The 15,292-nt window shown below is 66.0% G+C and carries 15 protein-coding genes; 3 read left to right on the top strand and 12 right to left on the bottom strand.

What is annotated here, in order from left to right; all coding sequences use genetic code 11:
- Positions 1 to 100 precede the first annotated feature (100 nt).
- Both L2A60_RS09115 and L2A60_RS09120 read left to right on the top strand, forming a co-directional pair.
- Positions 101 to 451 carry a RidA family protein gene (locus L2A60_RS09115; protein WP_235704067.1) on the top strand — a complete coding sequence of 117 codons (351 nt, stop codon included), beginning with the start codon at positions 101 to 103 and terminating at the stop codon, positions 449 to 451.
- A gap of 308 nt (positions 452 to 759) precedes the next feature.
- A complete protein-coding gene (locus L2A60_RS09120; protein ID WP_235704068.1) occupies positions 760 to 1,530 on the top strand; it encodes a CHAP domain-containing protein in 771 nt (256 codons plus the stop codon).
- Between the two features lie 6 nt (positions 1,531 to 1,536).
- Here the strand turns inward: L2A60_RS09120 and rsmA are convergent, their stop codons facing one another.
- From rsmA to L2A60_RS09165, 9 genes are all read right to left on the bottom strand, one after another.
- On the bottom strand, positions 1,537 to 2,349 hold the full coding sequence (rsmA, locus tag L2A60_RS09125) for a 16S rRNA (adenine(1518)-N(6)/adenine(1519)-N(6))-dimethyltransferase RsmA (protein WP_235704069.1): 813 nt from the start codon (positions 2,347 to 2,349) through the stop codon (positions 1,537 to 1,539).
- A 5-nt stretch (positions 2,350 to 2,354) separates the two neighbouring features.
- A complete protein-coding gene (locus L2A60_RS09130) occupies positions 2,355 to 3,638 on the bottom strand; it encodes a peptidylprolyl isomerase (protein WP_235704070.1) in 1,284 nt (427 codons plus the stop codon).
- Positions 3,635 to 5,866: an LPS-assembly protein LptD gene (locus tag L2A60_RS09135; protein WP_235704071.1), complete on the bottom strand. Its 2,232-nt coding sequence runs from the start codon at positions 5,864 to 5,866 to the stop codon at positions 3,635 to 3,637. The genes L2A60_RS09130 and L2A60_RS09135 overlap by 4 nt, the downstream gene beginning before the upstream one ends.
- Before the next feature lie 3 nt (positions 5,867 to 5,869).
- Complete coding sequence (gene lptG, locus L2A60_RS09140; RefSeq protein ID WP_235704072.1) at positions 5,870 to 7,000, bottom strand: LPS export ABC transporter permease LptG; 1,131 nt, start codon at positions 6,998 to 7,000, stop codon at positions 5,870 to 5,872.
- Positions 6,997 to 8,142, bottom strand: a complete 1,146-nt coding sequence (lptF, locus tag L2A60_RS09145; RefSeq protein ID WP_235704073.1) for an LPS export ABC transporter permease LptF — start codon at positions 8,140 to 8,142, stop codon at positions 6,997 to 6,999. The genes lptG and lptF overlap by 4 nt, the downstream gene beginning before the upstream one ends.
- A 13-nt stretch (positions 8,143 to 8,155) precedes the next feature.
- Entirely contained in the window at positions 8,156 to 8,878 is a 723-nt protein-coding gene (locus L2A60_RS09150) for a pyridoxine 5'-phosphate synthase (RefSeq protein ID WP_235704074.1), read from the bottom strand.
- Complete coding sequence (pdxA, locus tag L2A60_RS09155) at positions 8,875 to 9,906, bottom strand: 4-hydroxythreonine-4-phosphate dehydrogenase PdxA (protein WP_407932534.1); 1,032 nt, start codon at positions 9,904 to 9,906, stop codon at positions 8,875 to 8,877. The genes L2A60_RS09150 and pdxA overlap by 4 nt, the downstream gene beginning before the upstream one ends.
- Entirely contained in the window at positions 9,884 to 10,516 is a 633-nt protein-coding gene (locus tag L2A60_RS09160; protein ID WP_235704075.1) for a flavin reductase family protein, read from the bottom strand. The genes pdxA and L2A60_RS09160 overlap by 23 nt, the downstream gene beginning before the upstream one ends.
- A 64-nt stretch (positions 10,517 to 10,580) precedes the next feature.
- Complete coding sequence (locus tag L2A60_RS09165) at positions 10,581 to 11,273, bottom strand: CarD family transcriptional regulator (RefSeq protein ID WP_235704118.1); 693 nt, start codon at positions 11,271 to 11,273, stop codon at positions 10,581 to 10,583.
- Here L2A60_RS09165 and L2A60_RS20590 point away from each other — a divergent pair.
- The gene (locus tag L2A60_RS20590; protein WP_268920198.1) at positions 11,272 to 11,652 is read left to right on the top strand and encodes a hypothetical protein; all 381 of its coding nucleotides are present in this window, start codon (positions 11,272 to 11,274) and stop codon (positions 11,650 to 11,652) included. The two genes, L2A60_RS09165 and L2A60_RS20590, sit on opposite strands and share 2 nt — an antisense overlap.
- A gap of 161 nt (positions 11,653 to 11,813) precedes the next feature.
- On the opposite strand, the gene fdxA is transcribed toward L2A60_RS20590, so the two are convergent.
- The 3 genes from fdxA to L2A60_RS09185 form a co-directional block, all read right to left on the bottom strand.
- Positions 11,814 to 12,146 carry a ferredoxin FdxA gene (gene fdxA / locus L2A60_RS09175; RefSeq protein WP_235704076.1) on the bottom strand — a complete coding sequence of 111 codons (333 nt, stop codon included), beginning with the start codon at positions 12,144 to 12,146 and terminating at the stop codon, positions 11,814 to 11,816.
- A gap of 343 nt (positions 12,147 to 12,489) precedes the next feature.
- Positions 12,490 to 12,789, bottom strand: coding sequence for an RNA-binding S4 domain-containing protein (locus L2A60_RS09180; RefSeq protein ID WP_235704077.1), 300 nt, complete (start codon positions 12,787 to 12,789; stop codon positions 12,490 to 12,492).
- Positions 12,776 to 15,280 carry a helicase-related protein gene (locus L2A60_RS09185; protein ID WP_235704078.1) on the bottom strand — a complete coding sequence of 835 codons (2,505 nt, stop codon included), beginning with the start codon at positions 15,278 to 15,280 and terminating at the stop codon, positions 12,776 to 12,778. Before L2A60_RS09185 ends, L2A60_RS09180 begins: the two co-directional genes overlap by 14 nt.
- Between the last annotated feature and the right edge of the window lie 12 nt (positions 15,281 to 15,292).

The raw sequence follows: 15,292 nt of genomic DNA on the forward strand, positions 1-15,292 counted from the left end.
ATGGACGATATAGCATCCTGTCCAGTCCGCTTCGCAGTCGCGCCTTGCACACCGCCCGGCCCCGCCGATACAAGGCCCGAACCTGAAGGGGAGCCGCATCATGAGCCGCATCATCCGCACCGAACCCAACAAAATTCTCGCCAAGGTCGTCGAATATCACGGCTTCGTTTTCACCCAGGGCGTGGTCGCGGGCGATTCCGCCGGCGACATCAAGGCCCAGACCAGGGACGTGCTCGACCAGATCGACGCACTGCTCGAACAGCATGGTACCGACAAGACCCGCCTGCTCCAGGCCCAGATCTGGCTGAAATCGATCGGGGATCGCGCCGCGATGAACGAAATCTGGTCCGCCTGGCTGCCCGAGGACGGCGCGCCCGCCCGAGCCTGCGTCGAAGCGAAGCTCGCCGATCCACGTTATCTCGTCGAAATCATGGTCACCGCCTGCCGATAAGCGCGTCCTCCGAAAACGATCGGCCCGATTAATAAAAAGTTAGGAAATTCGTCTTAAATCGGCATGTCAAAGCGGGCTGGAAATAAAAATTTTCTGGCCCGTGACATTTTTGCCAGGTTTGAGGGTTGCAGAATCTGCAATGCGCCCGTAACAGCAACGCACACAGGGGGCAAAGCCAAAGTCGAGTCGCGTTGAACGCGATGCGGCATTGGCTGAATAAAAACCGGAACGTTCCGGTATAGTAGCTTGATTGATTTATGTTTTACTGCGTAAGCAGGCGGTCTTGAGCATCTGGGGACGAACAGGATATGCGACAGGGCAGGACGGGCATTCAGGCTGTTTTACAGGTGCTCGGCTGCATTACCGCTGTTTTAGGATTTTCGCAGACCAGCCACGCGGCTCCGACGCATAAGATCAGCCACCCGGTTCGACGCCGGATCATTCACAAGCCGATCATCCGCCACGTCGTCCTCCATCACCCGATCGCCCGCCGCAAAATCATCCGCCGCCCCGAGATCCGTCATGCCGTCTATCGGCGCCGCTTCGTCAGACGGCTGAATTACCGCCATCCCGCTCTCATTCATCGCTATATCCACCGCGCCGCCTATCTCTGGTGCGTGCCCTATGCGCGGGACGTGTCGCATATCGACCTCAAAGGCGATGCGTTCCTCTGGTGGGCCGAGGCCGCCGGGCGCTACGCGCGCGGCTCCCGCCCCATCGTGGGCTCGGTGCTCAATTTCCGCTCCAGTCCGCGCATCCCGCTCGGCCATGTCGCCGTGGTGGAAAAAGTCGTCAACAGCCGGGAAATCCTGGTCGATCAGGCGAACTGGGTGCCCGACACCGTGAGCCGCGACGTTCCGGTGATCGACGTTTCGCGCAACAACAACTGGTCCGCGGTCCAGGTTTCGATCGGAGGTGGCCGGTTCGGCATGACCTACCCGACCTATGGCTTCATCTACGACCAGACACCGGGTGGCATGGTCTACGCCGATAATAGGAATTCCGGCACAACCGAGGTCGCCGAGGCGCCGGCGCTCCACAAGATCCGCCTCGTCGCCCCGAACCGTACGCTGCGATAACCCCGCCTACAACGCTTCAGCCAGCCTGACATAATCCTCCGGCGCCAGCGTTTCGGCTCGAAGCACGGGGTCGATTCCAACCCGCTCGAGTAGCGCCGTGCCGCCGAGTCCGCGCAGCGATCCGCGAAGCATCTTGCGTCGCTGGCCGAACGCCGCCGCGGTCACCCGGCCGACGCGGTCCAGCAAATCGCCCGGCAATTGCCGCGCGTGGGGCACCAGCCCGACCACGGCGGATTCCACCTTGGGCGGTGGCGAGAAGGCGGAGGCCGGAACGATCATCACGATCGCCCGATCGACGGTCAAGGCGGCCAGCACGGCGAGCCGCCCGTAATGCGGCGAGCCCGGCATCGCCACGATGCGCTCGGCCACCTCGCGCTGGAACATCAGCGTCATCGACCGGAACTCCGCGGCCCGGTGCAGCCAGTTCACCAGCATCGGCGTGCCCGCGTTATAGGGCAGGTTCGCCACGATCGCGCGCGGTGCCGGCACCAAAGCGGCCAGATCCATATCCAGCGCATCGCCCTCGATCACCCGCAACCGCGCCGGGTGCGCCGCCAGAAGCTCCGATGTTGCGGCGATCGCGCGCCGGTCGATCTCGATCGCGGTCACGCTCGCCGCATCGCCGTCAAGCAAGGCGCGGGTCAGGCCGCCGGGTCCGGGCCCGACCTCGATCACGTTCACCCCCGCGAGCGGACCCGCCGCACGCACCAGCCGTGCCAGCAGATTGGGGTCGAGCAGAAAATGCTGGCCCAGCGACTTGCGCGCGGCGAGCCCGTGCCGGGCGATGACGGCACGCAGCGCCTCGCGCGCCTCGGCCATCGCCGCTACCCGGCCGGATAGCGCTGAATGATCGCCTGACGATGCAGCGCATCCATCAATTGCTGCGACTCGAGCGAAACCCGGCGCTGCACCAGCAGATTGGCGATTTCCGGCACGCTCGGCAGACCCATCTTGCTGGTCTCGCGGCTGCACACCATCACCAGCGCGACGCCGCGATGCGATACCAGCGGCTGGCTGATCTGGCCGATCGGCAAACCGCCGAGCAGGCTCTGGAACGCCGCCGGCTGCACGGTGGCGAGATTGATCGGGCCGGGATCGGCCTTGCGCACATTGCCCGCCGCCGCATTCGCCGCCGACACCGCGGAACAATCGTGCAGCGTGCCGCGCAGCGCATTGGCATGGCTCAGCACCGCAAGCTGTCCGGCAGTCGGCTGGCCGCCTTCGAATGGCGCCGGAAACGGCAGGAAAGCCTGCCGGATATGGAGCAGCGTCTCGCTCTGCTCGCCGAATTTGCGCGTGCCGAGCAGTTGCACGATCTCGTAGCCGCCGGCGACCCGTACCGGATCGCTGATCGCCCCGGCCGGCATCCGCTCGACGATCGACCGCACCGCCGGATCGAGCAGATCGGGTTCGACCCAGCCGCGATCGCCGCCGGTCAAGGCGCTCTGGCTCTGACTGAACTGCGCCGCGACCACCGGGAACGGCGCACCGTTGCGCAACTGCTTGATCACGGTGTCGGCGAAATGCTTGGCATTCGCTTCTTGCGACGGCCGTTCGATCGGAATGAAGATTTCCGCGATATGATATTGCGTCTGGCCGATCTCGCGCTTCATCGCACGCTGTTCGGCCAGAATGTCCTGGCGGGTCGGCCGCAGGCCTTCACCGAGCTGCTTCTTCAGAACGCTAGTCCAGCCGAGTTCGATGCGGAACTGATTGACCAGGGTGGAATACGGAATCCCCGCCGCGCGCAATTTCGCCTCCAGCCCGCCGGCCGGCAATCCGTTCGCCTTGTTGATCCGCGCCAGCGCGGCGGCGATGCGCGCCTGCGGCACCACCACCTTGTGTTTCTCGATCGCCTGTAATTGCAGGGTCTGATCGATCAGCTCGCTGGTGATCTGCGGCTTCAGCCGCGCGAGGATCGCCGGGTCCTGCGGCAGCCCGGCGGACAGGGCGAACAGCCGGGCGCGGGCATCGACATCCTGGTTGGTGATGACCGAGCCGTTCACCACGGCGGCGATCTGGGCGCTCTGCGCCTGGGCATTTGGCACCGGGCCGACCGCCGCGGCAGCCAGGGCGAGCGCGAGCGAACAAACGAGCGAGAATTTCATATGGCGCTGAATCCGAAGTTGCCGAGTGTCTTGAGGGTGATGTTGATCAGCAGCGTGGTATTGCCGTGATCGTAGTTGAACGAGGTGAAGGTCCGGTAGAAGCTGATATTCACCGCGGTGCACTCGTTCTGCCAGGTTGCCGACAGAGCCGCATTGTCGAATGTCCCGGTCGCGAGATTGCGCTGGGTGGCACCGGAAAACGTCCAATGTGGGATCAGCGAGGTCGAGGCGCCGAGGGTGAACTCGCGGCGCGGAACGAAATAGGCCGGCGGCGGCTCGCCCGCCTGGGTGAACAGATAATACGGGTTGGTGTTGCTGTAGAGATAGCCGCCGGTAAAGCGCAGCGCGCTGTTGCCGAAGGTGGCGTAGGTATCGATCAGCCGCGCGCCGAGATCCTTGTGCGACAGCCGCGTCCGATAGGTCAGGCTGAACCAGGATACCGGCGCGACCGTCGCCCGCGCCACGATGTCCGAGACGTTGTCGTTCAGTCCGCTGCCCGGCGGATAGAGCAGGCTTTTGTGAAACGCGTAGGACTGGCCGACGATGCCGGTCGCATAGGCGCCACCCGGCAGATACCACGCCCCCTGCAGCGCGTAATCGACCCGCGAACCGCCGGCGAAACGATCGATCCCGCCGAACCGCTGCAGGCTGAACAGATTGGCGTCGGTGAACTGAAGATCGAGACTGTCCTCGTTCGGAATCACCTGGGTCTGGCGCAATCCGTAGCTGGGTGCGGCGACCAGTTGCACGCGCGGCTCGATCATCTGCTCGCCCCAGCTCCCGGCCGAGCGCACCATCGGCCAGCGCATCGATACCGCCCCGATCGGAATCGCACGCGCGGTGGTCGCGCTGGTTTCGCTCGAAAAATTCGGCTGCTCGTTCAGCTTGCTGGCGGAATATCCAGCGGTGATCAGCCGCACCCGCGCGTCGAACAGCGTGCCCATCGGCCCGTCGAACGGCAGTTCGTAGTTCGAAACCACGGCGACCCGCCGGCTGTCGGTGCCGTCATGGCGAAAAATATTGAACGCGCTCGCCGCCATCGAGAATCGGCCGCCCCACGCGTCCGGCGCACCGAAATAGGCGTAGCGCGCATAGGGAGCGACGATCGGCAGCTTGTCCTGCGAAATCGTCGCGACCAGCCCCTGATAGGTCTGCGCGTCGATTTTCGCGTAGGATCCCTGGCCGAATCCTTCGAGATAGGCGTTGGAGGCGAGGAACGCCGCGTTCGGCAAATAGCGGAAATCGTTGAGGTACTGGACGGTGGAGGTCCGGTTGTAGGCGAAACCGGCACGCCACGTATCGTTCAGGTCGAACGTGCCGTTCGCAAAGATCGCATCCGAGAACCCCCCCGCATTGGCATAGCGGTCGCGGCCACCGGAGATGTTGATGTTCAGCTTGCCGAAATTGAGCGCCCGGCGATATTTCACGTCGAGCACCGGGCCGGCCTTGGTCGCGAGGATCGGTACGATCGTCGCGTCCTGGCTCTTGCCGATGTCCCAGAAATATGGAATCGCGAAAAACTCGCCGATATGGGTCGAACTGCCGAATGCCGGGATCAACAGGCCGCTCTGGCGCTTCACCGACGGATCGGGCTGCGAGATATAGGGCAGGTAGAACACCGGAAAGCCGTAAATCTGCAACTCGGCGTCGTGATACTCGATCACCTTGTGCTGCAGATCCTCGACGGCGCTCCGCGCCTTGATCTGCCATAACGGCGCCGCGGTCGGATCGTGCTTGCACAGATTGCAGGTGGAATAGACCGGCTTCGACAATTCGTTGATCACGCCGCCGTAGCGCCGCGCGCCGTTGGCGACCATCCGGCCGTTCTGGGCGAGGATGGTGGCGACGTCATGCATCACCACGTTCTTCATGCCCTGCGAGAGATCCGCCCGCTTGGCGAACGTCACCTGGCCGGAGGGCTCCATCAGCACGACATGGCCGATCGCCGTCGCGGTATTATGCGCCTGGTCGATCACCACCTTGTCGGCATAAAGGATATGGCCGTTCTGCCAGGCCTGCACCTCGCCGGTCGCGGTGACGATTCCGGTCTTGTGGTCGTAGGAAACCCGGTCGGCCAGGAAAGTGACCGGCTTCGATTTCGAAATCGGCCGCTCCGGCCCGGCGATCAACCCGGCCATCTGCGCGCGGGAAGCCGTGGGCACCGCGCCGATCGCGCAAGCCATGAGGCCGAGACCGGCAAGCCGCCGCCAGCGTTGAGCTCCCTGCATCGGTCAGCCATCCTCCAGATGGAGCAGCAACGCAAGCGCGAGCATCAGCCCGGCTGCGGCAGGCGCCCAGGCCGCGAGAATCACCGGCAGCGCGCCCGATTTGCCGAACTGCGCCGCGACTTCCGAGAGCATGAACAGCGCGAAGCCGCAGCCGATGCCGGCGCCGAGCATCTGCGCGACGCCGCCGCGCCGCGCCGGGCGCATCGAGAACCCGGCCGCCACCAGCGCCATGGTCGCGCAGAGCAGCGGCAGGGCGAGCAGACTCTGAAACGCAAGTTCGTGCCGGGTCGGCGAAAATCCCGAGCGCTCGAGCAGGCGGATGAATCCCGGCAGCGCCCAGAACGACAATGCGCTCGGGCTCGCGAAACTTTCCTGCACCCGGCCCACTGTCAGGTCGGTGGGAAAATGCATGCCCGGAAGGGTTTTGGGCGGTGCATCCGGGGCCAGAACGGCGACACGATCCAATGTCCAGCCGCCCGGCTCAAGCTGGCCGCCCGCCGCCTCGATCCGGTCGCGCAGTGTGGTGTGGGGGCCGAGACGCAGCACCGTCATATGGCCGGTGGTGAGAATTTTGCCCTTGAGATGCACGTTGTCGGCGTGGAGAATCGCGATTCCGCCCGGCCCGGCGGCGGGATCGGTCTGGCGCAGCCAGAGCTGGCCGCCCTGCAGCGACAGTGGACCAGAGCCGATCTCCAGATATGTCGAGTAGAGCGTTTCGGCGCGGGCGAACATGACCGCCGAAACCGGGCTGATCGCCGCCGTCGTGAAAACCCCGATCAGCGCGGCGCAGAGAACCGGCATGGCGAGAAACTGCCACGCCGAGACCCCGGTGGCACGCGCCACCACGAGTTCGGACGACCGGGTCAGCCGCCAGAAGGCGAAAATCCCGCCGAGCAGCACGGCGAAAGGCAGAATCTGCATCCCGAGCCAGGGGATGCGCAGAATCTCCATCACCAGCACCCGGCCGAAAGTCGCTTTCGGCTTGTCGGAGGCCTGGCGCAGCAGGTCGAGAAAATCAAACAGCGACCCGATCGCGGTCAGCCCGGCCTGCATCCCGATCACCGCGAGCAGGAATCGCCTGCCGACATAAATCGAGAGAGTCAGCGGCGGCAGCAGCGGGCGCAACCTCTTCATGCCGGCACGATCCGGGCGCGCCGGCCGGCGCGCAGCAGCAGGACGGCGCCCGCGATCGCCGGGCCGGCCGAGACCACGAAAATCAGCGGGATCAGGCCGTTCTGCCGTGCCGCAAGGCTATCCACCCCGATCCCGAGCGCCACCAGAAACGTGATCCCGAAAGTCGCTCCCGCCAGTGCGATCGTCCCGCCATGCCGGCGGAACGGGCTGCGCAGCACCGCCAGCAGCGCGATCAGCGTATAGGACAGCACGGCGAAGGGTGTCGCCAGCCGACGCCATGCCTCGGCGTGCCATTTCTTGCGCGTCGCCGGCGGAATTTGTGCCGGGTTCGGATGAAACAGCTGCCAGATCGTCGCTTCGGAGGTCTTGGGCGCGGCGGTCAACTTGGTCGTGCTGGATTGCGCGAGATCGATCAGGTTCCGCTTGAAGCTCAGAATATTGAGCCGCCCGGTCTTGGCATCGACCTGCTCGCGCGACCCGTCGCGCAGCAGAACTTCCGGCCCCGCCGGCCCGGCGACCAGCCGCCCGGTACGCGCGAGAATCGTCGCCGGCACGCCCTTCTGCCGGGAATCCTCGATCAGAATGCCATGCAGCACGTCATTCGCGTCGCGCCGCTGGATATAGACGGTGATATGGCCGGGAATCGGGGTGAACACGCCCGGTTCCAGCAGAAAGGCGGCGACCTTGTTGCGGATCTCGAACTCGAACTTGCGAAAGCTCGAAAGACTCGTCGGCACCAGCCAGATATTCAGCACCCAGCACAGGATCATGGTCACCCCCGCCAGCGCCAGCGCCGGCCGCGCGATCGCCGCGTCCGACAGGCCGGAGGCGCGCATCACGGTCAGCTCGCGATCGGAAGAGAGCCTCGTATAGACGAACAACGTCACGATAAAGCAGGTGATCGGCAGGATCACCGCGAAGAAGCTCGGCAGCAGCAGCCCGGTGAGATGGATGAACACGAACGGCGACAGGCCGCGCTGTATGATGAGCTGAATGAACCGCAGCGATTGGGTGAGCCAGATCAGCGCGACCAGCCCGAGCGTCGCCGCGACCAGCCCGATCGCGAGCTGGCCGAAAATATAGCGGTCGAGCCGCGAGGGTCGTCGGGCCAGATACATCGCCGGTCTTTTGAAGGCGGCCACTGCTAATGGCAAGTTATGCGATGTGGCGGCGCGCGGCATCCATCAGCGCGCGCATCCGCCGGATCGACTCCGCCAGCCCGATGAACACCGCCTCGCCCACCAGGAAATGGCCGATATTGAGTTCGCGCAGCTCGGGAATCGCGGCGACCGGCCCAACATTGGTGAAACTCAGCCCATGCCCGGCATGAACCTCCAGCCCGAGCGATGCCCCCAGCCGTGCCCCCTCGACCAGCCGCTCAAGCTCGCCCGGTTTTTGCTCCGCATAGGCGCCGGTATGCAACTCGACGACCGGTGCGCCGAGTGCCGCCGCCGCTTCGAGCTGGGGTGGTTCGGGATCGACGAACAGCGACACCCGAATCCCGGCCTCGCGCAGCCGGGCGATCGCCGGGCCGAGCGAACCGGCGTTCCCCGCCACGTCCAGCCCGCCCTCGGTGGTGATCTCGGCGCGCCGCTCCGGCACCAGACAGCACGCGTGCGGCCGGAGTCCGCAGGCGATCCCGACCATTTCATCGGTCGCCGCCATTTCCATGTTGAGCGGTATCGGAAGGGCGCGGGCGCGACGAATATCGTCATCGCGGATATGCCGCCTATCCTCGCGCAGATGCAGCGTGATGCCGTCCGCCCCCGCCTCGATCGCCAGATGCGCCGCCCGGATCGGGTCGGGATAGTCGGCACCGCGCGCGTTGCGCAGGGTCGCCACGTGATCGAGATTGACCCCGAGCCGCAGCGCGGTCATCGGAGGACCCCCGCTGCCACGTTGGCAGCCATCGCGGATGCGAGGCGTAGCGCCGCGATCAGGCTCGCCGGCCGGGCGATGCCCTTGCCCGCGATGTCGAAGGCGGTGCCGTGATCGGGCGAGGTGCGGATGATCGGCAATCCGAGGGTGACGTTCACGCCATTCTCCATGTCGATGGTCTTGAGCGGGATCAGAGCCTGGTCATGATACATGCAGAGCGCCGCGTCATAAGTATGGCGGGCGGCTTGGGTGAACATGGTGTCGGGCGGCAGCGGCCCGAACGCGGCAATTCCCTCCGCCCGCAGCGCGGCGATCGCCGGAGCGATAATCCGCGCTTCCTCATCGCCCATCGCCCCGCCCTCGCTCGCATGGGGATTGAGCCCGGCGACGGCGAGGCGCGGCGAGGCGATGCCGAAATCGCGAATCAGCGCGACATGGGTAATTCGTCCGGCAGTGATGATCGCCTCGGTGGTCAACGTCTCGATCGCGCGGCGGAGCGACACATGAACCGTCACCGGCACCACGCGCAGGCCGGGTGAGACGAGCATCATGACCGGATGCGCCGCCCCGGTCAGCACACCGAGGAATTCGGTATGACCGGGATGGGCGAAACCGGCGGCGTAGAGCACCGATTTGGCGATCGGATTGGTAACGACGCCCGAAACAAGCCCGTCCATCGCCAGCCGCACCGCGATTTCGATCGACCGGATCACCGCGGGAGCGTTGCGCGGATCGGGGCTGCCGGGAATCGCCGTCGCCGCAAGCCGCACCGGCAGCACCGGCAGCGCGCGCGGAAACACCAAGGCGGTTTCGGCGGGATCGGCGATCACTTCGACCGGAACGCCGAAGCCCTCCGCCCAGTCCGGGTCGCCGACCAGAAAATAGGGCACGATGTTCACCCTATGTTTCACGTGAAACATAGGGAACGATCCGGCCATAATTTCCCCGCCGATGCCGGCGGGATCGCCCATGGTCAGCGCGAGCGGGGCCGGTCTCACAGGCTCGCTATTCGACCGAATGCCACTCATCCACCAGAATACGCGGCATGTCGAACCGCTCGGTGGTGCGCGAATACCACCCGGCGCCGTGCATTCTTCCGATCAGATCGAGCTTCGGCGTGTCGATATGGCAGCGTTCGGCATCGAGCACCGCATCGTCGCGCACATGCATGGCGACCACCCGACCGACCACCAAGGCCCGGTCCGGCCCGAATTCGATCATGGAATGGCGCACGCATTCCATCGCGACCGGGCTTTCCGCTATGCGCGGCGGCTTGATTTTCGCCGAAGGCAGCGTGGTCAGCTTCGCCTCGGCCAGTTCGTCGATCTCGGGTCCGAATTCGATCGCGGTGACGTTCATCGCCTCGGCATTGTCATGTGCGACCAAGTTTACCACGAATTCGCCGGTCAGCCGGATATTCTCGCCGGTATCCTTGCAGTCGCCCGGCCGGCGCGCGCCGATGCCGATACACAAAATCGGCGGCCCGGAGCCAAACACATTGAAGAACGAGAAAGGGGCGGCGTTCAGCCTGCCCTCAGCGTCGAGCGTGACGACCCAGGCGATCGGCCGGGGCACCACGGTCGAGGCCAGCAGTTTGTATTGATCGAGCGGTTTCAGGGCGGTGAGATCGAACAGCATGCGCCATCATCGCCGGTCCGGCGCAGACTGTCCATGCGGACAATCCCGCCGTCGCCAACGCTTTTCACTCGGCCTTGAGAAACACCAGCAGCTTGTCGATCGCCGCCTGCTTGTCGAGTCCTTCCAGCGCGCCGTATTCGGCGGCAAGCCGTTCCAGCGCCGCCTCGAAAATCTGCCGCTCGGAAAAGCTCTGATCGGGCTGGCCGGCATTGCGGTGCAGATCGCGCACCACCTCGGCGATCGCCATCGGGTCGCCGGAATTGATTTTCGCCTCGTATTCCTGTGCCCGGCGCGACCACATGGTGCGCTTGATCCGCGCCCTGCCCTTCAGCGCGGCGAGCACCTCGTCGAACTGCTTGCGGCCGGAGAGCTTGCGCAGCCCCGCCGTGCGCGCCTTGTTTACCGGCACCCGCAGGGTCATCCGGTTCTCGTCGAAGGTGATGTGGATCAGATCGAGCTTCTGCCCGGCGATTTCCTCGGTCGCGATGCGTTCGACCTTGCCGACGCCATGGGTCGGGTAGATCACGTGATCGCCCGCCTTGAATATCTCGGCCTTGGCGATGGCGCGCTGCGGCAGCACCGGGCGCGGGCCGGGCGGCGGCATCGCGTCGCGTTCGGCCACGGTGGGAGGCACGGCCTGCGCCGGAGCCGCTTCCTTCGCGGCGCGCGGCGTCTCCACCGGCCTGGGTTCGCCGGTGTCTTTGCCGGTATCCTTGAGAGGCTTGTCCTTCAGAACGGCTTGTGCGCTAACAGTCATGTCGGTGGGGGAGCCTTTTTGTGGTGCGGCCGGCCGCTTGACCGGATCCGCTTGTTTCGTTGGTCGGGGTCGGGGCTGGGCCGGCGGCGCCGGCTTCGCCACGACCGCAGGTTTGGCCGGTCTTTGCGTCGATTTCGTGGCCGCCGGCTTGGGTGCGATCTTCACCGTCGCTTGCTTGGCCTTGACTTCGGCTTTCGGCTTGGGAGCCGCTTTTTTCGGCGCGGCCGGTTTGACGACGGGTTTCGGTTTGACGGCGGGCTTCGGCTTCGCACCTGCTGTTTTGGCCTTGGATTTCGCGGCGCTCGCCGGCGCTGGCGCCGTCTTGGCGGGGGCTGCGGGTTTGCGAGGCTGCGGTTTTGCGGCTGCGACGATCGCTTGACGCGGCGATCCGGCATTTTTCATGATGAACCCCATCGAGAGGAGTCGTATCCGCCGCCGCGATGATCGGCTGCGGGCGAAGACCCGAGGAAACTCAGTCACGATAACAGAAAATCGTCGATTCGGAAACGGCGCGGCCTGCCCCGACTCGACGCCCCGCTCTCAGGCGACTCCCGGTTCGGCGGAAAACAGCTCGGCCTTGCCCGGCTTGTCCTTCCACGCATCCGCATCGTCGGGCGGCGCGCCCTTGCGGGTGATGTTCGGCCAGAGCGACGCGAAATCGCGGTTCTTTTCCAGCCACGCGACTGCCTTGTCGTCCGAATCCGGCACGATCGCCTCGGCCGGGCATTCCGGCTCGCACACGCCGCAATCGATGCATTCGTCGGGGTGAATCACCAGCATGTTCTCACCGACATAGAAGCAGTCCACCGGACAGACTTCCACGCAATCCATGTACTTGCATTTGATGCAGTTTTCGGTGACCACGTAGGTCATCGCGCACTCCTAAGACTAGGGTGTGTACCCAATGGCGGCGTGAGCCGCGCTGGGAGCGCAAATCGCGGCTGAGCAGGCGGACGGCGCAGGCCGATGTGGGGCATCGGCCAAGCCGGACAACGCCCTCAGCCGCGATTTGCGCCCCAGCCCGAAGGGATCGGGGGCTTTTGGCCGCCGGCTATGTCGTTCGTCGTTCATGATCGGCAAGATCACTTCACTCCTCTCTCCTGGCCAGCGGCCAAAATCCCTCCGGTCGCGGCCACATCGCCATTGGGTACACACCCCAGAACTCTCTTGAGCCGCGATATGCCCCCAAGCGCCCGCACGTGCAAGATTAGCGCGCTCATGGCGGCTGTTCCGCGATTTCCTCATACAGCAGCCGCGCCTCGGTCGACGGGCCGCGCCGCTTCCCGATCGCGCGCACCCGCACGACGCGCACGCCCATCGGCAGCGCCAGCGTCAGCACGTCGCCCTGCCGCAGCCGCGCATGCGGCTTTTCGGTGACCTGTCGGTTGATCCGCACGCTCCCCGCCGCGATCAGCCGGCCGGCAAGACCACGGGTTTTCACGAATCGCGCATGGAACAGGAATTTGTCGAGCCGCTGCCACGCGGCATCCTCGTCCGCGCCGTCAGGAAGCGGCACGGTGGAACCCGGCCAGAGCCGCGAAAGGATGGTCGGGATTCACCGGAACCGGCGGCGCTTCCGGCGCCTTGACCGCGAGTCGGCGCGCCGGCGCGATCGCGATCCGCGCCGGCATCGGTGGCCCGAACACGCCCTCTGCCGGCGCTTCCTCGGGGATGACCCGGAAACCGAGGCCGCGCAGCACTGCGGTCAGATCCTCCTGCGCAACCCCCAGCCGCGAGGCGAGGCTGGGCGGCAGCGGTGCCGGCCGCCGCCGCGCGGCGTGGCGCAATTCGCCTGCGATGCGTTCGGCGATATCGAGCCGGATCGCGCGCGTGCCGCAGACCAGCCAGCCGAGAAACGCCGCAAGCCCGTCCGGCCAATCCGGTGCCGCGACCGATACCAGACCCGGCGCCGGCAGAGCGGGCAAATTCCGCTTGCGCCATGCCGCCCACAGGGTCGCGCGCAAGGCCGCCGGGCGCGGCTTGAGCAAGGCGGGCAAATAGAGCGCGAAAGCCCCGGCGCGCACCCCCATCCGCCGCAATCTGGGCCGCAGCGCCGCATCGATCGGCGAGGTCGGCAAGATGCCCGCCTGCTCGGCGAGCCGGTGCATCACCCCGCGCAGTTCCGGCTCCGCCTCGGCGGCGCGGCAGGCTGCGAACAGCGGCATCAGGTCATGGGCGATCTTCGCCTCGATGAACCGGGCGAAGCGCATGCGCACCGTCTCGCGCAAGGCGCCGTCGAGAAATTCGCTCTCGATCACCTCAATCGCCGGCGCGAGCACCGCGCTGCCCTGGCGCAGCCGGGCGATCCCCGCATTCTGCCAGACGATCGTGCCGTCCGCGCGGAGCGAAAACGCGGTGTCCGGTGCCGCGTCCAGCCTGGCCACCCGGCGCGGCATCTCGCCGCCCAGCGCACGGCGCGCGGCGCGCAGCACGAGGCGCTTATCGGCACCCCCTACCGTTGCATCGGGTTCGAATCTGAACCCGTCGATCCGGCCCACCGGATGGCCCTCGACCACCACGTCGCCCGCCCGCGTCACCGCCGACAGCAGGCCGGCGGTTTCGGCTTCATCCAGCCTGCGGGTGAGTTTCGCGGCGCGCCGGTCGACGAAGCGCGCCATCAGCTTCTCGTGCAGAGCGTCCGACAGCAGATCCTCCGCCTCGCGCGCCCGGCCCTGCCAGACCAGCGCGTTGCGCACCCAGTCCGCCCGTGCCGCGATATAGGCCCAGATTCGCACATCGGCGAGGCGCTGCATCAGCGTGTCGATATCGCCGTCGATGCGGCCCAGCGTGCCAATCTGTGCGGCCACCCAATCCTCCGGCAGCGCTCCGTCATCCAGCAGATGCCGGAACACGCGGGCGCAGAGCCTGGTGTGATTATCGGTCGCGAGCTTGCGGAAATCCGGGATCTGGCATGCCTCCCACAACAGCCGTACCGCGCGCGGCGAACCCGCCCGGTCGCGGATCGCGGCATCGCCGGCAAGGGCGGCGAGGATCAGCAAATCGGACGCGTCGTTGCCGCGTACCAGGCCGGGGCGGTCCGGTGCGGCGAGCAGGCTGGCGAGCAGCGCGTCGATCGAGGCGAAATCGAGCGTGGAATTGCGCCACGCCAGCTGTTCCAGCGGCTCGAAGGCGTGGGATTCGACGGCGCTGATCAGTTCATCAGTCAGCAGCGGGCAGCGCCCGGTGGTGCCGAACGTGCCATCGCGCATGCCGCGCCCGGCGCGACCGGCGATTTGCGCGATTTCGGCGGCTTCCAGCAGGCGCGGCCGGTGGCCGTCGAACTTCGACAGGCCGGCGAAGGCGACATGATCGACATCCATATTGAGGCCCATGCCGATCGCATCGGTCGCGACCAGGAAATCGACCTCCTTGTCCTGATACAGCGCCACCTGAGCGTTGCGGGTACGCGGCGAAAGCCGGCCCATCACCACGGCGCAGCCGCCGCGCCGCGAGCGCACCGCCTCGGCGATCGCATAGACCTCGGCGGCCGAGAACGCGACGATCGCCGAGCGCGGCGGCAGGCGCGACAGCTTCGCCGGCCCGGCATAGGTCAGTCGCGACAGGCGCGGCCGGGTTTCGATCTCGGCCTCGGGCACCAGCCGCCTGAGCAGCTTGCGGATGGTCTCCGCGCCGAGAAACATGGTTTCCACCATGCCGCGCGCATGCAGCAGCCGGTCGGTGAACACATGGCCGCGATCGGGATCGGCGCAGAGCTGAATTTCGTCGACCGCAAGGAATTCGACCTTCCGGTCGAGCGGCATCGCCTCCACCGTGCAGGAGAAATACCGCGCATCGGGCGGGACGATCTTTTCCTCGCCAGTGATCAGCGCGACATGCCGCGCGCCCTTCACCGCGACCATGCGATCGTAATTCTCGCGCGCCAGCAGCCGCAACGGAAACCCGATAATACCGGAGGCATGGCCGAGCAGCCGCTCGATGGCGAGATGCGTTTTGCCCGTATTGGTCGGGCCGAGCACCGCTTTCACGCGCGGAGCGAATCCAGACATGATTCGAGTTTG

The organism is Acidiphilium iwatense (assembly GCF_021556475.1).
Lineage (GTDB): Bacteria > Pseudomonadota > Alphaproteobacteria > Acetobacterales > Acetobacteraceae > Acidiphilium > Acidiphilium iwatense.